Here is a 21,456-nt window from a genome sequence, read left to right as displayed (position 1 = left end):
ATTCCTGGGCGATAAGCATCTCTTCTTCTGGCTGCTCACCAACCGCATGGCGCCGGCGGCGGTCTTCGCACTTCCCTTCCTGCAGCTCTATTCGGCGGTCGGGCTCTTCGACACGCATATCGCCGTGGCCCTCGCGCATACGCTCTTCAACGTGCCGCTGGCGGTCTGGATCCTGGAAGGCTTCATGTCCGGCGTGCCGAAGGAACTCGACGAGACTGCCTATGTCGACGGGTATTCCTTCCCGCGCTTCTTCATCAAGATCTTCATTCCCACCATCGCGGCCGGCATTGGCGTCGCCTGTTTCTTCTGCTTCATGTTCTCTTGGGTCGAGATGCTGCTGGCCAAGACGTTGACCTCGGTCGACGCCAAGCCGATCGTCGCCACCATGACGCGGACCGCCAGCACGTCGGGCTATGAATTGGGGCTTCTGGCGGCGGCTGGCACGCTGACCATCGTGCCCGGTGCCTTCGTCATCTATTTCGTGCGCAACTACATCGCCAAGGGCTTTGCCCTCGGCCGCGTTTGATCGGGAAGGGTTGATCTCATGCAGGGAACATCGCTCATCGCCTGGATGGCCTGGACCTGGCAGACGGCGGCTTTCTTCGTCTTCATCATCGCCTGCCTCGTCGGCATGGGGCTGTGGGAGAAGCGGGTGCCCGGCGGCTCGCCCCGCCACGGTATCCTCGGCCTCGACACCACCCGCGGCGATCGGCTCTTCATCTCGCTTTTGGGCTCGGCCTATATTTTTCTGGCCTGGCTCGGTTTCATCGGCATGCCGCTCTGGGCGCCGCTTGGCATCTCGGTGCTTTATTCTTTCGCCATCTTTCGTTGGGCTTAGCCGGTGCCGATCGCCGCCACGCCCTGCAACCTGCGCATGAATATGCCTCGCAATTGCAGAAAAATCGTTCTTTTATAATGGGTTAGACGCGCGTATCTTGATCGCCATCAAACCGCCCGGACTCGGGCGGTCTTCCTTTTTTGCAAGGTCCGAGGGAGACGCGGTCATGAAGGGCGACAAGAAAATCATCCAGCTCCTCAACAAGGTGCTGAAGAACGAGCTCACCGCCATCAACCAGTACTTCCTGCATGCGCGCATGCTGAAGAACTGGGGCATGAAGAAACTCGGCGAGGTCGAATATCACGAATCGATCGACGAGATGAAACATGCCGACAAGCTGATCGAGCGCATCCTGTTTCTCGAAGGCCTGCCCAATCTCCAGGATCTCGGCAAGCTGATGATCGGCGAGAACGTGAAGGAACTCCTCACCCTCGACCTCAAGCTTGAAATGCAGGGCCATCCCGATCTCAAGGCCGGTATCCGCCTTTGTGAAGAGGTCGGCGATTTCGTCAGCCGCGAGCTCCTCACCGAGATTCTCGAATCCGAGGAAGAGCATATCGACTTCATCGAGACCCAGCTCGACATCCTCGAAAAGATGGGCCTGCAGAACTACATCCAGTCCCAATACGAAGCCGGCGAACACGGCGGCTCGTAAGCGCGGCAGTCATTTTCCTTCCCCTTCAGGGGGAGGCCCCGTCGGCGAATGCCGACATGCGTCGGCGGGGGTGGGGGCGCCAGTGACGGGTGTTACCCAACGACCCGACGGAGGCCCTGGATGACTCTCCGCGCCGCCTTGAAGCCCAGCGCCATCGGCTATCTTGCCGCGATCGGCCTCTATCTCTTCATCTACCGGAACATTCTCGCCAATACCTTCGGCGACGGTACACCCGTTTTCCTCATCGCGATGATCGCCACGATCCTGGTTTGGTATGCGCGCATCGCCGGCGGCGGCAACCGCAACCGCGCCCTCTATCTCTGGGCCGGGCTCTCGCCCATGCTTGGTTCGTCGATCGGCTATCTCGCGATCTCGCTCCTCTTCCTGATCCAGCACGGCCAGTTCATCGGCGGCTATGGCCTCGGCCAATGGCTGCCGATCGTGCTCGTCATGGCCACCTTCATGGCCCGCGCCTGGATGCTCTCTTTCCTGCTGATCGTCTGGGCGACCTGTCTCTATGTGAGCAAGCCGCCGCAGTAACGGTCTCCCCCTGAAGGGGGAGGCCCCTTTGTTTCCCTCCCCCTTCAGGGGGAGGGTAGGGTGGGGGCATGCAAGTGACAGGCGATTGCGGACAAGCAATCACCGCCGACGTCAAACTCAAACTGAAATGAAAACCCGGATCACTCCGCCGCGAGCGGCAGGATGTCGTCTTCGTTGGCGGCGCGGGGGTGGCCGCGATGGGCGTCGTCGATGACTTCCTGCGCGACGGGCAGGCAGGTGCCGCAGCAGGGGCCGCTGCCGAGCGCGTTGTAAACGGCGACGGGACAGGTCAGGCCGCCGGCTTTGGCGGTCTGCTCGATCTCGCTGGAGCGATACCCGTTGCAGATACAGACATACATGACGCGTCGGTGCCCTGACTTCTGCTCGCATCGATCCTTGGCCAATGGGACCCTCGGTCCCGGTGAAGCCGGATCAACAGGCCACAGAATATGTGTCCCTGCGAATAATTGTCAATGTCATGAATGCAGGTCATGAAATGTGGACCGGCCGTCTCCCGCCACGGTCTCTCCCGATCCCTCGTGAACCCGATCCGGCCTCGGTTTTCCCCGGAATCCGCCATTATAGTGATGAGAATAATTATCACTTGCGGCAAAACTTCGCCTTTGATACATCTTTCTTTGTTGCGAATGACTCGCAACAACACCGCCTGACGGACCGGCAGACCGGCGCCGGCGCGCGGCCGGAGAAGGATCAGCCGCCGGAATCTCACCTTGGGACTCTTGAGGCGGCGTCACATCGAAGAGCGGGAGTGGATGAAGATGGACAGACAAGCCATGGATTATCGCGAGGCCGCAGCGACATCGCCGCTCGGCGGCAGTTCGAACAATGCCGAGACCGCGCCGCGTTCCGATTACCGCGCCCGTCCCGGCGCCGAGCGCCCCATTCTTCAGCATCGCCGCGCCGACGGCCAGGTGACCGCGCCGCTGCAGCAGGGCGCGGCACAGCACGCCAATACCAACCAGGGTGCCGCCCGCAACGTGCAGACGGTCAGCCTGCAATCGATCCTCAAGGGTGCGCGCGAGGCGATCATCGATTTCGACGGTGCTGCCTACCGCCTGCGCATCACCCGGAACCATCGCCTTATTCTGACCAAGTAGCTATTCGCGAGACGGGCGGCATCGGCGCGGCGATAAATGCGCGCCGATGCCGCCTGTTCGCATGACAGCAACCGATTGATCACGGAGACCAAGATGCCGCTCGATTTGCCGATTCCAGGCCCCACCGATGATTCACCTGCGAACGGGCTGCGCGCGCGCTGGCAGGAATTGAAGGCGGCCCAGCCGCGCCTCCGCGCCCGCGACGCCGCCGAGGCCCTGGGAGTGAGCGAAGCCGAACTGGTTGCCGCGCAATGCGGTATCACCGCCCGTCCGCTCAAGATGGATATCGAGAAGCTCTTCGCCGGCCTGCCGGCCTTGGGCCGAGTCATGGCGCTCACGCGCAACGAGCATTGTGTGCACGAGCGCAAGGGCGTCTATGAGCCCGCAAGCTTTGGCCCGATGGCCGGTATCGTGCTGGGGCCGGATATCGATCTCCGCATCTTCCCCAAACACTGGGTCCATCTTTTTGCCGTCAGCGATGGCAGCGTCGAGCCGGCGCGGCAATCGCTCCAAGTCTATGATTCCCATGGCATGGCGGTGCACAAGATCTTCGCGCTGGATGCCACCGACATGACAGCCTGGGCGAAGCTGGTCGAGGATCTCATGCCTGGCGCATCTTCGGTTGCCTTGCAGGTGACGCCCGCGGCACCCAGCACGCCGCGCCAGGATGTTGCGGCCGATCGCGACGCTCTGCTGGCCGATTGGGCGGCCCTCAAGGACGTCCATGAGTTCCACGGCATGCTTAAGAAGCATGGCGTGGAGGCCTTGCAGGCGATGCAGATGGTGAATGGTATCTATAGCGAGCCGCTTGCGATCACTTCCACCAACGATCTGCTGATGCTGGCCAGCGAGCGCCAGGTGCCGATCATGATCTTCGTCGGCAATGCCGGCCTCATCCAGATTCATACCGGCCTCGTCTCGCGCATCGTGCGGATGGATTGCTGGGTCAACGTGCTCGATCCCGATTTCAATCTGCATCTCCGCGAGGACCGCATCGCCTATGCCTTCGCGGTCACCAAGCCGACCAGCGATGGCGCCCTGCATTCGGTGGAATTGTTCGATGCCGAGGGCGGGCGTATCGCGACTCTCTTCGGCAAAAGGAAGCCGGGCGAGCCGGAACTCGAGACCTGGCGCAGGATCGTCGCCGATCTGCCGCGCCTCACGGCCTGACCTCCTAGGGAATGTAACGCCATGATGTCCCGCATCTCCCGCCGCCGCGCGTTGATGGCCGCTGCGGCGGCGCCTTTCCTGTTGTCGTCGTTCAGCCGCGCCATGGCGGCACCCCGTCGCATCGTCTGCGCCGGCGGGGCGATCACCGAATGCGTCTTCGCGCTGGGCCATGGCGGCGAGGTGGTGGCGGTGGATACGACCAGCCTCTATCCCGCTTCCGTGCATGCCTTGCCCAAGATCGGTTATTTCCGCCAATTGTCGGTCGAAGGCCTCATGTCACTTACACCGGATCTGGTGCTGGCCGACCGCGATGCGGGCCCGGCCAATGTGCTGCAGCAATTGGGCGGCGCCACCGGCATCCTGCATCAGTTCCAGGGACCGATCAGCATCGCGGCGATCCCCGACAAGGTGCGTTTTGCGGCTGTCGCCCTCAATGAAGCGGGGAAGGGTGAGGACGTGGCCACCACCATCGCAGCCGATCTCGCCGCCCTTGAGACAGCCGTCGCGCGCGCGACCCGCAAGCCACGCACCATTTTCATGCTGGGCACGGTCAAGGGCCGCATGGCCGGTCGCGGCACTGCAGCCGATCTCGTCATAGCGATGGCGGGGGCCGCGAATCTCGGTGCCGATTTCGACGGCTACCGGCCACTCTCAACCGAGGGCATCGTCGGGCTCAAGCCCGATGTCGTCGTCACCATGTTCCAGAGCGATGCGGCGCCGGAGAGCCATGTCGATGCGGCCGTGCGCGCCGCGCAGGATCTCGGCCTCGCCGATCTGCCGGAAAGCGCCCGGCCCCCGGTGATCGTGATCGATGGTGCGGCACTTCTGGCCTTGGGGCCGCGCTCGGCTCATGCTTGTTACGATCTTGCCCGGCAATTGCATCCCGATCTCGACTGGCCGGGTTTGCCCGGCCGCCCCTGGGTCAGCTAGCGCCGCTGGCAGCAGATGACCCTCCTGGACATCGACGCGCCGGCGCCTGCGGGAATGGGGCGCGACCGCTATCGCCGGCGCGTCGTGCTGGTCTTGGGTGCATTGGCAGTCATAGCCTCGCTCGCCGCCATCGCCACCGGACCACTTGCCATCCCGGTGCTGGACGTACTCGCCTGGATGACGGGATTTGATGATGGCTCCGCCCTGGGCGACGTGGAACGGCATCTTCTCGCGCAGATCCGTCTGCCGCGCATTGTCATCGCGATCCTCGCGGGCATCGGCCTCGCCATCGGCGGCTGCCTGATGCAAAGCCTCTTCCGCAATCCGCTGGCCGATCCGGGTCTCATCGGTGTCAGCTCCGGTTCGGCGCTGGCGGCGGCGCTTGCGATCGTCATGCTGCCTAGTCTGCCGCTCTGGCTCGGTGCCCATCCGGCCTTCGTCCTCCCCATCGCGGCCTTCTGCGGCGGGCTCATCGCGACCTTTCTCATTCTGCGCATTGCCGATCTTTCCGGCGGCACCGCCACCGTGGTGCTGCTCCTGGCCGGTATCGGCATCGGTGTCATCGCCGAGGTTGCTATCGGCTTCCTAATCTTCGTCAGCAACGAACAGCAATTGCGCGACATCACCTTCTGGCGCATGGGCAGCCTCGCCGGCAATGGCTGGCTGCAGGCCGGCATCGTCGCCGTGCCGGTGACGATCATCGCGGCCTTTGCCTGGAGCGTCGCCCCCGCCTTGAACGCGCTCAGCCTCGGCGATGATGTGGCGCGCCATCTCGGCATTCCCGTCGCCAGGTTGCAGCGCCTCATCGTCGTTACGGTCGCCGCCACCATCGGCGCCATCGTCGCCTTCTGCGGCCTCATCGGATTTCTGGGCCTGGTGGCGCCGCATCTCGCGCGCCTCGTCATTGGTCACGATCATCGCTGGTTGCTGCCGGTCTCGGCCCTCATCGGCATTGTCATCATCACCTTCGGCGATCTCGTCACGCGCATCGCCGTGGCGCCGGCAGAATTGCCGATCGGCCTGGTGACGGGCGCCCTCGGCGGACCGATCTTCCTCTATCTCCTGGTGCGCCAGATGCGCAGCGGATCGCAATGATCCGCGCCGACAACATCGCCACCACGCGCGGCCATCTCGCCGACATCTCGCTCAAGGTCGAACCGGGCGAGGTGCTGGCTTTGATGGGGCCGAACGGTTCCGGGAAATCCACGCTGCTCCATGTTCTGGCAGGTGATCTCCCACCGCGCGTCGGGTCGGTGGTGGTGGCCGGACGCAAGCTTGGCGATTGGTCGCCTGCCGAACTTGCAACGATCCGCGCCGTGCTGCCGCAGACTGCGCATGTCGCTTTTCCGATCACGGTCGCCGATCTGGTGGCGATCGGCCGCTTGCCCTACCGCCATCACGGCGCCGGCGGCGAGCGCGCCGCCGTGGCCTGGGCGCTCGATGCCGTCGGTCTCACCGACTTTGCCGGTCGATCCTACCAGCGCCTTTCCGGCGGCGAGCGTCAGCGTGTGCAATTCGCCCGCGTGCTCGCCCAGATCTGGCAGCCGATGGGTGCCTGCGTGCCGCGCCTGCTGCTCCTCGACGAGCCCACCAACAATCTCGATCCCGCCCAGCGCCTCGGCATCATGCATCTCGTCCGCCGTCTGGCCGGGCAGGGGATCGCCATCGTGATCGTGCTCCACGATCTCACCGAAGCGCTCCGCTTCGCCGATCAGGGTCTCCTCCTCCGCGACGGCCGGGTGGTGGCCCAGGGGGCGGTCGGCGACGTCCTCACCCCCCAAAATATCGCCGCCGCTTTCGATGTTGAGGCAGCCATCCTGACCAGTTCCGGGGGTACCTGCCATGTCACTGTTCTAGGCCAGAAATCCGCCAGCTAATCGATTAGCTAATCGATTAGCTAATCGGTTCGCTGGAACTGGATATGTCACCGATCAGCGCTATATCCCTTTGTTCAAACAAACATAAGGGAGGCCGTAAAATGGCGAAGGGAAAGCTCGATCAGGGCGTCATCGATCTCTACGACCGCTTTACCCATGGCGACATCGATCGCCGCAAGTTCCTGGAAAAATTGACGATTTTGGCGGGCAGCACGGGTGCCGCCTATGCCTTGCTGCCGCTCCTCAAGAATAATTACGCGCTGGCCGAGATCGTGCCGGAAAACGATGCCCGCATCGTCGTGGAAACGATCCAAATCGGCGCCTTCAACGTCTATCTCGCCAAGCCGGCTTCCGGCGACAAATTCCCGGCGGTAGAAGTTATCCATGAAAATCGCGGGCTTAACCCGCATATCAAGGACGTGACCCGGCGCCTCGCCACGGAAGGGTTCCTGGCCGGCGGGGTCGATTTCCTCTCCCCCTTGGGCGGCACGCCCGCTGATGAGGACAAAGCGCGCGAGATGATCGGGACCCTCGACAAGGCCGCGACCGTGCAAGGTGCCGTCGATGTCGTTGCCGCCCTCCGCACGCATGCCAACAGCAACGGAAAGGTCGGCGCCATCGGCTTTTGCTGGGGCGGGGCGATGGTCAACAATCTCGCCGTGGCCGATCCCACCCTCGATGCCGCTGTCGCCTATTACGGCATGCAGCCCGATCCCGCCGACGTGCCGAAGATCAAGGCGCCGCTCCTCCTCCAATATGCCGGGATCGACGACCGGGTGAATGCCGGGATCGAGGCCTACAAGGCGGCGCTGGAAAAGGAAGGCAAGGAATTCCAGCTTTACATGTATGAGGGTGCCAATCACGCCTTCAACAACGACACCAATACCGCCCGTTATGACGAAAGTGCCGCGACCCTCGCCTGGGGCCGCTCGATCGAATTCCTGAAGTCGAAGCTGACCTGACGGAAACCTCTTTCCCAACCGGCGGCGTCTCGCTAGGGTCGGCAGCGATTCATCGCCGGTTGGGAGTGGGATATGGCTGACAACGGTCACGGTTACGAGCAGGGCAGGCTGGATTTGCCCTTTGTGGGCATCTGTACCTTCGCCAAAAGCCCGCTCTGCCTCGACTGGGACAATATCAAGGCCGATGTCGCCGTGGTCGGCGCTCCCTTCGATTTCGGCACGCAATGGCGCGCCGGTGCCAGGTTCGGCCCGCGCTCGATCCGCGAAGCCTCGACCCTGTTCTCCTTCGGCCATGACGGCGCCTATGATTTCGAGGACGACGTCGTCTATATGCCCAAGAGCAAGGTCAGCATGGTCGATATCGGCGATGCCGACATCGTCCATACCGACACGATCAAGAGCCACGACAATGTCGAATACGCCGTCCGCAAGATCCTGAAGGCCGGCGCCCTGCCGGTGGTCCTCGGCGGCGATCACTCGGTCAATATTCCCTGCATCAACGCCTTCGACGATCAGGGCCCGATTCATGTGGTGCAGATCGACGCCCATCTCGATTTCGTCGACGAACGCCACGGTGTCCGCTTCGGCCACGGCAATCCGATGCGCCGTGCCGCCGAGAAGGATTACGTCACCGGCTTGACGCAGCTCGGCATCCGCAACGTCTCATCCACCGCGCGGGAAGGCTATGCCGATGCCAGGCGCATGGGCTCCGACATCCTCTCGGTGCGCGATTTCCGGAAGCTCGGCGTGGCGGCGGTCCTTGAGCGGGTGCCGGCGGGGAAGAACTATTATCTCACCATCGACATCGACGGCTTCGATCCCTCGATCGCGCCCGGGACCGGCACGCCCAGCCATGGCGGCTTCCTTTATTACGACATGCTGGAATTCCTGGACGGCCTCGCCCAGCGCGGCAATATCGTCGGCATCGATCTGGTCGAAGTGGCGCCGGAATATGATCATACCGGCATGACCGCGATCCTCGCGGCCCAGGTGCTGCTCAACACGCTGGGCCGCATCTTCCATCACAAGAAATAGGATCAGCGCCGCGCGATGATCTTGCGGCCATCCTCGGTCGAGAGGATGAGTGCGCCGTCATCGGCGATGTCGAAGGTGCGGATTTGCGGCAGCAGATCGAAATAGCGCCGTTCCTGATCCATCAAAGCGGGCTCGCAGGCCATCATGGTCGAGAAGGGTTGCTCGAAGGTGATCTTGCTGCCCTCGATCTGATACCCGGCGCCATAGGTGTTGCAGGATCCCATGCCGCCCGAGCGGCCCTCGGCATCGAAATTCAGCGTCACGCGGGACTTGTCGACAACGCCGGCCCCCGCAATGTCCGCGACGACCCATTCGGCGCCCTGGAGGTCGGCGGCGGAAGGAGTCGTCCCTGAATGCGCGCAGGCGGCGAGGGAAAATGCACCAATCAAGGGCAGAATTTTGAAGATCAGCATGGGAGACCTTTAAACGATGCGTGGAGCGTCTCGTTTAGCACCAACGCATTCGGCATTAAATGCCTATGCTGGGGCCTTTCCCTTTCCTTAACGAATACCTGAAACCATATCGTCATCGTGTCTATTCCGCCGGTTCGTTTTCATGTCATGCATCATACGTGAGCGATTCTTCGACCGTCGTGCCGCCATGTTCGGCTTATTGGTGGCGATGCTGCTGTCGGTCATCCTGGCCCCACAGCCGGCCGGGGCCGAACCGCGCAGTGTCATTCTCGCCTGCAATGATTTTCCGCCGTTGAAGATCGAACATCCTGGTGCCGACGGCCTTCGCGGCGCGGATGTGGAGGCGATTGCCGAGATCGGCCGCCGTGCGGGGTTGCACCTCATACCCAGCTTCATGCCGTGGAAGCGCGGTTATGCCGAAGCCAGCAACGGAACCCTCGATGGCCTCTGCTCCTGCTCCTATCGCGAAGATCGTGCGCCGATATTTCATTTCTCGGAGGCCATCGGCGAGACGTCGATCGGAGTCTACAGCCGCCCTCATGGGCACCCGGCGCCGATCGCCGATCTCGACGATCTGCGCGGCCACAGGATTGGTGTGGTCAAGGGCTACAATCTCGAAGCCGAGCTTGCCGATGCGACGTTGCCATACGAAACCGTGAGCAGCGACCGCCAAGCTTATGACATGCTGCGCAACGACCGTTTCGATCATCTCTATTCCTTCAAGGCGCCGATCGAGTTCCTGTTGCGCGACGAACCGCAGCGCGACATGACCTATACCGAGCTTCGCAGTTCGCCCTATTACATCTGTCTCAGCAAGGCGGTGCCGGATACGGCCGAGATGATGCCGCGCATCAACAAGGCTATCGCCGCGATGCGCAAGGATGGTAGCTTCGCGGCGATCCAGCGCCGCTACGGGCAAGCCACCATCAACTGACGAGACCATGGCCGATATTCTTGTGAACAGGGTGGCGATTATCGGCTGCGGCCTGATCGGCGCCAGCTGGGCAGCCCTTTGTGCCAGCCGTGGATTGTCGGTGCGCGCTTTCGACCCGGCGGCTGAATCGCTTGCGGCCTTGCCCACTGTGGTTAATCGGCTGCGTGGGCAATTGGCAGAATTGCGGGCAGATGCCGGCGGCGAGGTCCATCTGGCAAGGACGCTGGCCGAAGCCGTGGCCGATGCCGAGATCGTCATGGAATGCGCACCGGAGCGGCTGGATCTCAAGATCGGCCTCCTGATGGAACTCGACCTGGTGGCACCCGCTGGCGCCATCATCGCCAGCAATACATCGTCACTGCTGTTGAGTGACATGACGGCAAAATGCCGGAACAAAGGGCGCGTGATCGTCGCCCACCCTTTCAATCCGCCGCATCTGATGCCGCTGGTGGAACTCTTCGGCACAGATCCCGTGGTGCTCGATGTCGCGGACGCCTTTTTCCAAAGTCTCGGCAAAGTGACCATTCGGTTGAAGCGCGAGATGCCGGGTCATGTCGCCAATCGCCTGGGCTCTGCCTTGTGGCAGGAGGCGGTCCACCTGGTGGCCGAGGGCGTTGCCGATGTCGCCGATATCGACAAGGCGCTGATCCACGGTCCGGCCATGCGCTGGGCGGTGCAGGGCACGCATCTGACCTATCATCTGGGCGGCGGTGCCGGCGGGATCCGGCATTATCTCGACCATCTCGGACCCAGCCAGGAGAAACGCTGGCAAAGTCTTGGCCGCGTGCGCCTCACCGACGAGATCAAGGCGATGCTGGTGGCTGGTATCGAGAGCGAGGCTTCCGGCCGCTCAATTGCAGACCTGGAGGCGGAACGGGACCGGTTCCTGATCGATCTGCTGAAATTACGTGGGCATGTGGCGTGAGGGACCAGTTGTCGATGGCCCTTTAGATTGTCATCCTCCGCGAAGGCGGAGGATCCACGACTTACTTCCGCGCAACTGAAGGAAACTCGTGGATGGTCCGCCTTCGCGGACCATGACAATTAACACTTCTCAACGGACTGCCCTTGACCGCTCTCCCGCTCTCGGATGAGATGCGGCGGAATATGTCAGGGAAGAACGCCGCCATCATGACCAGTTACGATCCCAAAAAAATCATCGAGATTCACGAACATCTGCACAGCGATCTGCCGAGCGATCCCGCCTTGCGCGTGAAGGCGCTGGAAAGCCTGCTGGTGGAGCAGGGGCTGGTGGATGCCGCCGCGATCGATGCCTGGATCGATCTTTATGCCGAGGAGATCGGGCCGAAACGCGGCGCCCATGTGGTGGCGAAGGCCTGGACCGATCCTGCCTTTAAGGCCAAGCTTCTCGCCGACGGCACCGCGGCCATCCGCGAATTCGGGTATCAGGGGCATGCGACCGGCCATCTGGTGGCGGTCGAGAACACCGACAGCGTTCACAACGTCGTCGTTTGTACGCTCTGCTCCTGTTATCCCTTTTCGCTGCTCGGCATGTCGCCGGGTTGGTACAAGGCTGCGGAATACCGGGCGCGCATCGTGCGCGAGCCGCGTGCGGTGTTGAAGGAATTCGGTGTGGAGCTTGGCGACGAGGTCGAAATTCGGGTCTGGGACAGCACCTCGGAACTCCGCTACCTCGTTCTGCCGCAGCGCCCGCGCGGGACGGAAGGGCTGGACGCGGCAGCACTCGCGGCACTCGTCACGCGCAACAGCATGATCGGCACGGATATTCTGAAGGCGAGGGCCTGAGCGATGACGCGCATTCACGATATGGGCGGGCGCGACGGCTTGGGCGCGGTGGTGATGGATGCCGACGAGGCGCCGTTCCATGCCGCATGGGAAGCGCGCATGTGGGGCATCAACGAAGCGATGACCGGGGCGCCCGGCTGGACGCTGGATTGGTGGCGCCATGTCCGCGAGCTCATTCCGGCCGAACAATACATGACGCGGCCCTATTTCGATCAATGGCTGCTGGTCTATGCCGCCATGATGGTGGATGACGATTGGGCGAGCGTTGGCGAGATCGCGCGTGGCAAGGCCGAGCGCGCAGCCCCTCAGGTGCCGCCGCCACAACGCGCAGCCGATGTGGAGAAAGCTTCGCGCTTTGCCAAGGATTTCCGCCTGACGGTCGATCGCAAGCCGGCCTTCGCCATCGGCGACAAGGTGAAAACGATCCGCCTCGGCGGCATCGCCCATACGCGCCTGCCCGGCTATGCCATGGAGCGGCCGGGAATCGTGCATGCCTATCGCGGCACGCATATCGTCCCCGACGAGAACGCTCTGGGCCGCGAAATCGCCGAACCGCTCTATACCGTCGCCTTCCAGGCGGCGGATCTGTGGCCAGAAGCGACCGGGCGCCGCGACCGTGTCTTCGTCGATCTGTGGGAGCGTTATCTTGAAGGCCGCTGAACTCTCGCCCTTGAAGGCTCGCGACGGCGAGCCCGCTTTCGCCGAACCCTGGCAGGCCCAGGTGATCGCGCTCGCTTCGGCGCTGGTGGCCAAGGGCCGGTTCACGGCGGCGGAATGGTCCGACACGCTGGGGGACGAAATCCGCCGCGCCAATGCTGGCGGCGCACCCGATACGGCATCTACCTACTATCAATGCGCGCTGGAAGCGTTGGAGCGGCTGTCGAAGAAGCATGCCTTGACCGATGCGGCCCAGCTCGCCGCGCGCAAGGAGGCCTGGATCGAGGCCTATGAACACACGCCGCATGGGCAGCCGGTGGAGTTGGGGGAGCGATAATCATGCGAGCTCTCTCAACTGTCATCCTCCGCGAAGGCGGAGGATCCACGACTTACTTTCTTCAGGTGTTAGCCAAACTCGTGGATGGTCCGCCTTCGCGGACCATGACAGAAAATGAATATTAAACGCCCCGCCGCTTCATCTTCTGCACGGTAACTTCCAGTGCATTCAGAAATCGCGAGCGGTCGGCCTGCGAGAAGGCTGGGCCACCACCTTTGATCTCGCCCATGTCGCGCAACTGGCTGCTGAGTTCGCGCATGGCCAGCGCCGTGCCGATGCTGTTCATGGTGAAGGGCTTGCCGGTATTGCCGATGACCTCGGCACCGGCTTTGAGGCAGCGATCGGCCAATTGGATGTCGGCGGTGATGACGATGTCGCCCGGCTTCACCTGTTCGACGATCCAGTCATCGGCGGCGTCGAACTTGTCTCCGACCACAATATTGCGGATGAGCGGGTTGGGATGCGGGCGAAAGCCGCTGTTGCTGACAAAGGATGCGGCGATTCCATGCCGCTCGGCGACGCGGATGATTTCCGCTTTCACCGGGCAAGCATCTGCATCGACGAGTATCTGACTCATAGATGCGCATCTACCAGAGCCCGATCGCGTTTGACAAGAGCGGGTTGGCCCAGTTCGCGTGCCGCCCGGTGGCCGTCATGGACCGCGATGGCGATATGGCCCGGCGCCTTGCAATCGCCGATTCGGGTAAGGGAGCGGAAAGTGCTCGCATCGGCGCTGAGTTCCTGCCACAGCGCATCATTCGGCTCGCGCGACGTCACCGGTATGAAGCCGGCACAGGCGATGCGCCGGGTACGGCCCGAAAAGGCGCAGGCAAGCTCCGCCTCCTGCGGAAACAGTTCCGTGACGACCTGGCTCACCACGATTTCGACGCCGCATTCGATGAGGCGCGCCTGCACCAGATGCTGCTCGGCGGTTTTCACGGACCAAGCCGACACCACGCCAGCACCTGTGACATAGGTGACCTGACGGCCTTCCTTCGCCAACATCTCAGCCAAAGCACTCGCCATGTAATATTCCTCGCCATCGAAAATCACGATGGGGCCAGTGGCCGGGCGCTTTCCGGCCATGATCTCATCGGGGCTGAAGGTGCGCGGATCATCAAAACTGGCGACGCCCGCGAGGTGATAGCGGCCGGAGCCCGATTTCCGCCAATGGCTGCCTGTGGCAACCAACACATGAGCGGCGCCGATCTCGCGCACATCGGCGGCACTCATCCGGCTTTCCCGATAGATCGCAACATTGTCGAGCTTGGAGAGCTGATGGGCGCGGTAGTCGCGCACGCGCATCCATTCCTGGAGGCCAGGAAGTTTGGTCTCGTTGATGAGGCGCCCGCCCAGTTCCCGCGATGCTTCGGTCAGAATGACCTCATGCCCCTGGCGGCCGAGGGTGAGGGCGGCTTCCAGACCTGCCGGCCCCGCGCCGATGACGAGGACTTTCTCACGCGTTGAGGCCGCCGGCACGATCTCGGGATGCCAGCCGCGGCGCCATTCCTCGCCCATGGTGGGATTCTGGGTGCAGCGCAGTGGCACGCCCTGATGGTCGCTCGCGTAGCAGATATTGCAGCCGATGCATTCGCGGATGTCGTCGAGGCGTCCGTCGCGAATCTTGTTGGGGATGAAGGGATCGGCGATGGAGGGTCGCGCCGCGCCGACGAGATCGGTGATGCCGCCTTTGACAAGGCTGAGCATGGCTTCGGGCGAGGTGTAGCGGCCGACGCTGACCACGGGTTTTCCAACGAGGGTTCTCACATCGGCGATGAAGGATTCCAGCGAGCCCTGCTTGTGAAAGCGCGAAACACCCATCTCCTGGTAATAATCCGAGATGGTGAGATCGAAGAGGTCGGTCGTGTCGCGGATCGATTCCAGCAGGAAGCGCTTTTCGCCCAAGGGATCGCTGCCCGGCGTCACTTCGTCATCCACTTCCAGGCGGATGGCGATTGCGCATTTGTCGCCGATGGCCTCTTTGGTTTCCTCCAGCAATTCGCGAATGAGGCGGATGCGGTTCCCGATGCTGCCGCCATAGCCGTCATCGCGCTGGTTGATCTGGCGGTTGAGAAACTGCGCCAGCAGATAGGTATGGGCGGCATAGACATAGACAATGTCGAAGCCGGCTTCCTTTGCACGGAGTGCCGCCGCCTTGTGGGCGCGGCGGTAGTCGCGGATGTCGGCCAGATCCATGCGCGCGGATTGCACCGGCGTCGTGGAGGTGAGTTGGCTGACCGGGCCCAATGGGGTGGCGCGGCTGAGATTGTTGGAGGAGCGGAAGCCGCCATGCCAAAGCTCGACTCCCGCCAAGGCCCCATGCGCGTGCACGCCAGCCGCGATCTTCGCCATGTTGCGGACGTCGCCCTGATCCCACAGCGTGGCATAGGGCGCCGGATGATCGTCCGAGGTGGGGTCGATCGAGCAATATTCGGTACAGACAACGCCCCAGCCGCCTTCGGCCTTGACGGCGCGCATGGCGGCGAGGGTCTCGGGCATCGCGAAGCCCATGCCGGTGCAATGCGGCACCTGATAGAAGCGGTTGGGCGCCGTTACGGGGCCGATCTTCAGGGGCTGGAACAGGGGATCGAAACGCGGCTCGCGGGGCATGATTTTGACCTCGGCTGGCAGGAACTGCGGCACTTTGCCTCGATTCGACCGCTTTGGGACGGGAAATAGGGCGGTATCCCCCATGATGTGAGGGAATAGGGGTCGCACTTTCCCCGGTTTTGGTCTATCAAGCCGCCAACTTGACGCGATGTGCCAGAGGTTGGCGCTGTGGACTTTCCGCAGCGGAAACCGGCCCGCGCCCCCCTTTTTCAGACTGGATCGTTATGCCTTTCCCCACTTCCCATCCCGCGCTTGAGCGCGCTTTGGCCGCGCGCGCCTATCTCGAGCCGACACCGGTGCAAGAAGCCGTGCTGGCGCCCGACGCCGCCGGCCGCGATCTCCTCGTCTCGGCGCAGACCGGCTCGGGCAAGACCGTCGCCTTCGGCCTGGCCATGGCAGCCACGCTTCTGGGTGATCAGGATCAGTTTCCGCGCCGCTCGCGGCCGCTGGCTCTCATTGTCGCGCCGACGCGCGAGCTTGCCATGCAGGTGCATAGCGAGCTGACCTGGCTCTACGCCGAAACCGGCGGCAGTGTCGTCGCCTGCGTGGGCGGCATGGATGCGCGGCGCGAAGCGCGCCAGCTGGCCGATGGCGCCCATATCGTGGTGGGAACGCCGGGTCGATTGCGCGATCATCTGGAGCGCGGGCATCTCGATGCCGCCGATCTCCGCGTGGCCGTGCTCGACGAAGCCGACGAAATGCTGGATCTCGGCTTCCGCGAGGATCTCGAATTCATTCTCGATGCGACGCCGGCGAGCCGCCGCACCTTGCTGTTCTCGGCCACCATCGCCCGTGAAATTGCCAATCTTGCCAAGACCTATCAGCGCGATGCCTTGCGCATCGACACGCTGGTCAAGAACCAGGCCCATGGCGATATCGATTATCAGGCGCTGCGCGTGGCGCCGACCGATATCGACCATGCCATCGTCAACGTGTTGCGTTTCCACGAAGCCAAGGCGGCTCTGGTCTTCTGCCATACCCGCGAGGCGGTTCGGCATCTCCATGCATCCTTGAGCGAACGCGGCTTCTCGGCCGTGGCGCTGTCGGGGGAACTGTCGCAAAGCGAGCGCACCCATGCGCTGCAGGCCTTGCGCGACGGCCGGGCGCGGGTCTGTGTCGCCACCGACGTGGCGGCGCGCGGCCTCGATCTCCCTGATCTCGGCCTCGTCATCCATGCCGATCTGCCGCGCGACAAGGCAACCTTGCTGCATCGGAGCGGCCGCACGGGCCGCGCCGGCAGGAAGGGCATCTCGGTGCTGCTGGTGCCCTATAACCGCCGCCGGCGCCTCGAAGAATTGCTGACCACCGCGAATATCAAGGTCTCCTGGCAGGAGCCGCCCAAGGCCGAGGCCGTGCGGCAGCGCGATCAGGAGCGCCTGCTTTCGGATCCGTTGCTGACGGAAACGGCGTCGCCGGAGGATCTGGCGCTGGCCAAGGCTCTGCTGGCCGAACGGTCGGCGGAAGATGTGGCGGCGGCCTTCATCCGATTCCATCGTGCGCGCCTGCCGGCGCCCGAGGAATTGTTCGAAGATGTGCGCGGTGCCGACCGCAACGAGCGCAGCTTCAAGGATCGTGCCCCGCGTGAAGATCGTGGGCGCGAAGATCGCTTCCGCGAGCGTGGTCCGCGCGAAGGTGGGCCGAGCGGTGCCCCGCGCGAGGGTGCGCCGCGCGACCGCATGACCGGCGATACCGTCTGGTTCGAGCTTTCGGTCGGGCGCGCCAACCAGGCCGATCCCAAATGGCTCATCCCGCTCATCTGCCGGCGCGGCCATATCACCAAGAACGAGATCGGCTATATCAAGATCGAGCCGGAATCGACGCGTTTTGAAATCGCGGCTGCCGCGGCCGAGCGCTTCAGCGCGTCGGTGGCGAAAATGCCGAACGAGGACATCTCCATCCGCCGCGCCGATGGCGCCGCCGCCCCGCGCGGCGAGCGGCCCGAGCGTCCTGTGCGCAGCGAACGCCCGGAACGCAGCGAGCGACCCGCGCCGCGTGGCGACCGCCCGGAACGAGCGCCCTATCAGAAGCGGGATTCGGCACCGCGTGAAGAGCGCGCGCCGCGTGAGAAATCATCCTGGGCGAAAACACCGCGGGATCGCGGGGCGGGCGACCGTCCTTTCGGCATCCGTTCGCGTGTCGACCAGGCACCGCGCGATGGCGGCGACCGCCCGGCCTTCAAGAAATATGAAGGCGCCAAGCCCCATGAAGGCGCCAATGCCGGACCCAAGAAATTCGACGACAAGAAGCATCGCGGCAAGAAGACCAACAAGGACAAAGGCAAACGCCGCCAGCCGAGTGCCGGCCGGGCGGGGTAATGCCTTGCCCGAAAGGGCGACGTTGTTGCCAGGCTTAATCTTAGTTGCCAGGGGCTCGCCGGAACCTGAGTGATGTACCCGTGCTTGTCGTCATCGTCAGCGTGTCGCCCGCGGCTTGATAGGTTTTGACCAGATCGAGAAGCCAGACATAGCGCTGTTCTTGTTCTTTGACGTCGCGCGAGCAGTTGGGATCTTGATCAGTTGTTCCAACCAATCCGATAGGATCCTCCGGCTTCGCCTGGAACCACAGCCCAAAGAGCTCGCCGCACCCGCCAGACCCACCTATCTGGCCGTTGCTCATAAGATGGAAGGAAAGCGGTACCTCACCAATCGGTTTTTTGTCGCCGATCATTTCGAGGACCCAGGTCGGGCCGGACAGAGGGTGATCTTTCGCGATAGCACTGGTTGTGCCAGACGCGCTCGTGCAGGCAGACATGCCAAGAGCGAACAATACCGACCAAGTGAACGCCCTCATGCGGCAGCTCCAAATCGACGCGGCAAGTTGCGGACAACTCGAAAGCTACACGACAGCCGAAAACTGAATCAATACTTCTTCGCCACACCCTTGGTCGTGAAGATCTGCGCGCCGTGCTTGCGGCCCAGGCGCTTGCCTTCGCCGCCGGTCTGGCCGGTGCCGGCGGGCTGCCAGGTGGGGACGAGGTGATGCTTGCCGTTGCCGATGAGGTCGGCGCGGCCCATGCGCTTCAGAGCCTCGCGCAACAGCGGCCAGTTCTCGGCATCGTGATAGCGCAGGAACGCCTTGTGGAGGCGGCGCTGCTTCAAGCCCTTCACGGTCTCGACCGCTTCCGACGCACCGCGCCGGATCGGACGCAGGGGATTGAAGCCGGAATGATACATCGCGGTCGCCAGCGCCATGGGTGAGGGCAGGAAGGTCTGCACCTGGTCGGCGCGGTACTTGTTGCGCTTCAGCCAGATGGCGAGGTTCATCATGTCCTCGTCCGAGGTGCCGGGATGGGCGGCGATGAAATAGGGAATGAGGAAGTATTCCTTCTTCGCTTCCTTCGCCGCCTTGTCGAACAGCTCCTTGAACTTGTCATAAGTGCCGATGCCCGGCTTCATCATCTTGGAGAGCGGGCCGTCCTCGGTGTGCTCGGGGGCGATCTTCAGGTAACCGCCGACATGGTGGCTCACCAATTCCTTGATATAGGCCGGGCTTTTGACCGCGAGATCGTAGCGCACGCCGGAAGCGACCATCACCTTCTTGATGCCGGGAAGTTCGCGCGACTTCTTGTAGAGCTGGATGAGGCTCTCATGGCTGGTGTTGAGATTGGGGCAGATATCCGGGAACACGCAGGAAGGGCGGCGGCAGAGCGATTCCGTGCGCTTGTCCTTGCAGGCCATGCGGTACATGTTCGCGGTCGGCCCGCCGATATCCGAGATGATGCCGGTGAAGCCCTCGGTCTTGTCGCGGATCTGCTCGATTTCCTTGAGGATCGACCCTTCCGAGCGGTTCTGGATGATGCGCCCCTCATGCTCGGTGATCGAGCAGAAGGAACAGCCGCCGAAGCAGCCGCGCATGATGGTGACCGAGAAACGGATCATGTCCCAGGCGGGGATCTTCGCATCGCCATAGGAGGGATGCGGCGCCCGGGCATAGGGGAGTTCGTAGACCCCGTCCATCTCCGGCGTTTCCAGCGGGATGGGCGGCGGTGTCACCCAAAGCTCGCGGTCGCCATGGCGCTGCACCAGCGCGCGGGCATTCCCCGGATTGCTCTCGCGGTGAAGCACGCGGGAGGCGCGGGCATAGGCTTCCGGATCGTTTACCACCTGCTCGAAATCGGGAAGGCGGATGACCGTCTGTTCGGCCAGCATGCGGGCGCCTTCGCCGGCATCGTCGATGTCGTTGGCGGGGGCTTCCACCCAACCTTCGGGCACGCGATCCTTCATGAGGGCCACGCCGCGGATGTCGTCGAGGCTGGCGATGTCGGCCTTCTTGGCAAGGCGGTGGGCCACTTCGACGACGGCGCGCTCGGCATTGCCGTAGAGGAGCACGTCGCCCTTGGCATCGACCAGGATCGAGCGGCGCACCTTGTCCGACCAGTAATCGTAATGGGCGATGCGGCGCAGCGAGCTCTCGATCCCGCCGAGGACGATCGGCACGTCCTTGTAGGCCTCGCGGCAGCGCTGCGAATAGACGATGACGGCGCGGTCCGGCCGCTTGCCGCCCTCATTGTTGGGTGTGTAGCTGTCGTTGTGCCGCAGGCGCCGGTCGGCAGTGTAGCGGTTCACCATGGAATCCATGTTGCCGCCGGTGACGCCGAAGAAGATGTTGGGTTTGCCCAAAGCCTTGAAGGGCTCGGCGCTCTGCCAATCGGGCTGCGCCAGGATGCCCACACGGAAACCCTGGGATTCCAGAAGGCGCCCGACCACGGCCATGCCGAAGCTGGGATGGTCGATATAGGCATCGCCGGTGACCAGGATGACGTCGCAGGAATCCCAGCCCAATTCGTCCATTTCCGCCCGGGTCATGGGCAGGAAAGGGGCCGTGCCGAAGCGTTGCGCCCAGTATTTGCGATGCGAAAACAGGTTTCTAGCGGCTTCCATGATCCATGCGTCCCAGGCGCGCCAAACGGAAATAACGATAACCGATCAAGCGGTTACCGCCAAATGGCGCGCGATGCGGAAAAGTGGGCCGGGGCCACAGCGCCAGCCGATGGCGAGGATATATTACGAAAGCGGCCTGGAAACAATGGCGGCTGGCTAGGTCCTGGCTAGATCTTGGTCAGCCGGCGCCGGTTGGCGCGCACTTTCCGCCGGTAATGGGAGAGGGTCTTGGCTGCGGCGGCAGGGGCGGTCACCCCCAGAGCGCCGGTCATGGCCAGGGCCTGGAGGGCTGCCCCGGCCTGGAGCTTCTCGTCGATCATGCGGCGGGATTCGGCAGAGGCCTCGGGGCCGCCAGCGGCGATCTTGAGGGTGCGGAGCGCAATCACGGTCGACGCTTCGTATCCCAGGGACCACATGGCAAAGCCGATATTGAGCCAGGGGTTGCGCCGACTCATAGGGTGCACCCACCCGCAATGATGCGGCTCACGCGCGGCGCCGGGCGACGACGACCAACGCAATGCCGGCAACGATCGCGGCGATTCCGGCAAGATCGGGAATTTGCACCGTATGCTCTTCGCTTGCCGTTGCCACCAGCGGGCCGAGTTCAACGACCTTTTCTTCGGTGGTGTAGGAGAAGCGGCCGATCGCGAGGGCGACAACGCCGCCGATGATCAGCAGCAGGCCGAGTACCGACATTGGTTTCATGGCTTATTTCCCCCAAAGAGTGACGCGA

At 63.2% G+C, this 21,456-nt stretch carries 25 protein-coding genes; 17 read left to right on the top strand and 8 right to left on the bottom strand.

Annotated features, from left to right (window positions below):
* The 4 genes from ACE3PR_RS20460 to ACE3PR_RS20445 form a co-directional block, all read left to right on the top strand.
* Nucleotides 1-526, top strand: a 526-nt coding sequence (locus ACE3PR_RS20460; RefSeq protein WP_374375960.1) for a carbohydrate ABC transporter permease, incomplete at its 5' end; no start/stop codon positions are given.
* 18 nt (nucleotides 527-544) lie between these two features.
* The gene (locus ACE3PR_RS20455; RefSeq protein WP_374375958.1) at nucleotides 545-838 is read left to right on the top strand and encodes a DUF2160 domain-containing protein; all 294 of its coding nucleotides are present in this window, start codon (nucleotides 545-547) and stop codon (nucleotides 836-838) included.
* Nucleotides 839-1,004: 166 nt separating this feature from the next.
* A complete protein-coding gene (gene bfr, locus ACE3PR_RS20450) occupies nucleotides 1,005-1,493 on the top strand; it encodes a bacterioferritin (protein ID WP_374375956.1) in 489 nt (162 codons plus the stop codon).
* 120 nt (nucleotides 1,494-1,613) lie between these two features.
* A complete protein-coding gene (locus tag ACE3PR_RS20445; RefSeq protein WP_374375953.1) occupies nucleotides 1,614-2,033 on the top strand; it encodes a hypothetical protein in 420 nt (139 codons plus the stop codon).
* Between the two features lie 140 nt (nucleotides 2,034-2,173).
* On the opposite strand, the gene ACE3PR_RS20440 is transcribed toward ACE3PR_RS20445, so the two are convergent.
* Complete coding sequence (locus ACE3PR_RS20440; protein ID WP_374375951.1) at nucleotides 2,174-2,392, bottom strand: bacterioferritin-associated ferredoxin; 219 nt, start codon at nucleotides 2,390-2,392, stop codon at nucleotides 2,174-2,176.
* Between the two features lie 420 nt (nucleotides 2,393-2,812).
* Between ACE3PR_RS20440 and hemP the strand changes: the two genes are divergently transcribed.
* From hemP to speB, 7 genes are all read left to right on the top strand, one after another.
* Nucleotides 2,813-3,151 carry a hemin uptake protein HemP gene (gene hemP / locus ACE3PR_RS20435; protein ID WP_374375949.1) on the top strand — a complete coding sequence of 113 codons (339 nt, stop codon included), beginning with the start codon at nucleotides 2,813-2,815 and terminating at the stop codon, nucleotides 3,149-3,151.
* Nucleotides 3,152-3,187: 36 nt separating this feature from the next.
* A complete protein-coding gene (locus ACE3PR_RS20430) occupies nucleotides 3,188-4,321 on the top strand; it encodes a hemin-degrading factor (protein ID WP_374375947.1) in 1,134 nt (377 codons plus the stop codon).
* Between the two features lie 21 nt (nucleotides 4,322-4,342).
* Nucleotides 4,343-5,251 carry a hemin ABC transporter substrate-binding protein gene (locus ACE3PR_RS20425; RefSeq protein WP_374375944.1) on the top strand — a complete coding sequence of 303 codons (909 nt, stop codon included), beginning with the start codon at nucleotides 4,343-4,345 and terminating at the stop codon, nucleotides 5,249-5,251.
* A gap of 15 nt (nucleotides 5,252-5,266) precedes the next feature.
* Complete coding sequence (locus ACE3PR_RS20420; RefSeq protein WP_374375942.1) at nucleotides 5,267-6,346, top strand: FecCD family ABC transporter permease; 1,080 nt, start codon at nucleotides 5,267-5,269, stop codon at nucleotides 6,344-6,346.
* The gene (locus ACE3PR_RS20415) at nucleotides 6,343-7,128 is read left to right on the top strand and encodes a heme ABC transporter ATP-binding protein (RefSeq protein ID WP_374375940.1); all 786 of its coding nucleotides are present in this window, start codon (nucleotides 6,343-6,345) and stop codon (nucleotides 7,126-7,128) included. Before ACE3PR_RS20420 ends, ACE3PR_RS20415 begins: the two co-directional genes overlap by 4 nt.
* Nucleotides 7,129-7,229: 101 nt before the next feature.
* On the top strand, nucleotides 7,230-8,090 hold the full coding sequence (locus tag ACE3PR_RS20410; RefSeq protein ID WP_374375938.1) for a dienelactone hydrolase family protein: 861 nt from the start codon (nucleotides 7,230-7,232) through the stop codon (nucleotides 8,088-8,090).
* Between the two features lie 72 nt (nucleotides 8,091-8,162).
* The gene (gene speB, locus ACE3PR_RS20405) at nucleotides 8,163-9,125 is read left to right on the top strand and encodes an agmatinase (protein ID WP_374375936.1); all 963 of its coding nucleotides are present in this window, start codon (nucleotides 8,163-8,165) and stop codon (nucleotides 9,123-9,125) included.
* Between the two features lie 2 nt (nucleotides 9,126-9,127).
* Here speB and ACE3PR_RS20400 read toward each other — a convergent pair whose 3' ends face one another.
* Entirely contained in the window at nucleotides 9,128-9,538 is a 411-nt protein-coding gene (locus tag ACE3PR_RS20400; RefSeq protein ID WP_374375933.1) for an META domain-containing protein, read from the bottom strand.
* 142 nt (nucleotides 9,539-9,680) lie between these two features.
* Between ACE3PR_RS20400 and ACE3PR_RS20395 the strand changes: the two genes are divergently transcribed.
* The 5 genes from ACE3PR_RS20395 to ACE3PR_RS20375 all read left to right on the top strand — a co-directional run bounded on the left by ACE3PR_RS20395 (nucleotide 9,681) and on the right by ACE3PR_RS20375 (nucleotide 13,233).
* Nucleotides 9,681-10,472, top strand: coding sequence for a substrate-binding periplasmic protein (locus ACE3PR_RS20395; RefSeq protein WP_374375931.1), 792 nt, complete (start codon nucleotides 9,681-9,683; stop codon nucleotides 10,470-10,472).
* Between the two features lie 7 nt (nucleotides 10,473-10,479).
* On the top strand, nucleotides 10,480-11,397 hold the full coding sequence (locus tag ACE3PR_RS20390; protein WP_374375929.1) for a 3-hydroxyacyl-CoA dehydrogenase NAD-binding domain-containing protein: 918 nt from the start codon (nucleotides 10,480-10,482) through the stop codon (nucleotides 11,395-11,397).
* Nucleotides 11,398-11,579: 182 nt separating this feature from the next.
* On the top strand, nucleotides 11,580-12,239 hold the full coding sequence (nthA, locus tag ACE3PR_RS20385) for a nitrile hydratase subunit alpha (RefSeq protein WP_374375927.1): 660 nt from the start codon (nucleotides 11,580-11,582) through the stop codon (nucleotides 12,237-12,239).
* Nucleotides 12,240-12,242: 3 nt separating this feature from the next.
* Nucleotides 12,243-12,899 (top strand): nitrile hydratase subunit beta, encoded by a 657-nt coding sequence (gene nthB / locus ACE3PR_RS20380; RefSeq protein ID WP_374375924.1) that lies wholly within the window; start codon nucleotides 12,243-12,245, stop codon nucleotides 12,897-12,899.
* Complete coding sequence (locus ACE3PR_RS20375; RefSeq protein WP_374375922.1) at nucleotides 12,886-13,233, top strand: nitrile hydratase accessory protein; 348 nt, start codon at nucleotides 12,886-12,888, stop codon at nucleotides 13,231-13,233. Before nthB ends, ACE3PR_RS20375 begins: the two co-directional genes overlap by 14 nt.
* A gap of 121 nt (nucleotides 13,234-13,354) precedes the next feature.
* Here the strand turns inward: ACE3PR_RS20375 and ACE3PR_RS20370 are convergent, their stop codons facing one another.
* Together ACE3PR_RS20370 and ACE3PR_RS20365 are read right to left on the bottom strand one after the other, a co-directional pair.
* Nucleotides 13,355-13,810 (bottom strand): YaiI/YqxD family protein, encoded by a 456-nt coding sequence (locus ACE3PR_RS20370; RefSeq protein WP_374375920.1) that lies wholly within the window; start codon nucleotides 13,808-13,810, stop codon nucleotides 13,355-13,357.
* Nucleotides 13,807-15,843 (bottom strand): FAD-dependent oxidoreductase, encoded by a 2,037-nt coding sequence (locus tag ACE3PR_RS20365; protein ID WP_374375918.1) that lies wholly within the window; start codon nucleotides 15,841-15,843, stop codon nucleotides 13,807-13,809. The genes ACE3PR_RS20370 and ACE3PR_RS20365 overlap by 4 nt, the downstream gene beginning before the upstream one ends.
* 224 nt (nucleotides 15,844-16,067) lie before the next feature.
* Here ACE3PR_RS20365 and ACE3PR_RS20360 point away from each other — a divergent pair, with 224 nt between their 5' ends.
* Nucleotides 16,068-18,158: a DEAD/DEAH box helicase gene (locus ACE3PR_RS20360; protein WP_374375915.1), complete on the top strand. Its 2,091-nt coding sequence runs from the start codon at nucleotides 16,068-16,070 to the stop codon at nucleotides 18,156-18,158.
* A 40-nt stretch (nucleotides 18,159-18,198) separates the two neighbouring features.
* Here the strand turns inward: ACE3PR_RS20360 and ACE3PR_RS20355 are convergent, their stop codons facing one another.
* From ACE3PR_RS20355 to ACE3PR_RS20340, 4 genes are all read right to left on the bottom strand, one after another.
* Nucleotides 18,199-18,633 (bottom strand): META domain-containing protein, encoded by a 435-nt coding sequence (locus ACE3PR_RS20355; RefSeq protein ID WP_374375912.1) that lies wholly within the window; start codon nucleotides 18,631-18,633, stop codon nucleotides 18,199-18,201.
* 68 nt (nucleotides 18,634-18,701) lie between these two features.
* The gene (locus ACE3PR_RS20350; protein ID WP_374375910.1) at nucleotides 18,702-20,723 is read right to left on the bottom strand and encodes a YgiQ family radical SAM protein; all 2,022 of its coding nucleotides are present in this window, start codon (nucleotides 20,721-20,723) and stop codon (nucleotides 18,702-18,704) included.
* Between the two features lie 167 nt (nucleotides 20,724-20,890).
* A complete protein-coding gene (locus ACE3PR_RS20345) occupies nucleotides 20,891-21,178 on the bottom strand; it encodes a hypothetical protein (protein ID WP_374375908.1) in 288 nt (95 codons plus the stop codon).
* Nucleotides 21,179-21,206: 28 nt separating this feature from the next.
* Nucleotides 21,207-21,428 carry a hypothetical protein gene (locus ACE3PR_RS20340; RefSeq protein WP_374375905.1) on the bottom strand — a complete coding sequence of 74 codons (222 nt, stop codon included), beginning with the start codon at nucleotides 21,426-21,428 and terminating at the stop codon, nucleotides 21,207-21,209.
* Nucleotides 21,429-21,456: the final 28 nt, after the last annotated feature.

The sequence above is a fragment of the Dongia sp. genome (assembly GCF_041909655.1).
Classification (GTDB): Bacteria; Pseudomonadota; Alphaproteobacteria; order Dongiales; family Dongiaceae; genus Dongia.
Note: the sequence above shows the minus strand (reverse complement) of the source record. Positions and strands in the feature narration are given on the sequence as shown.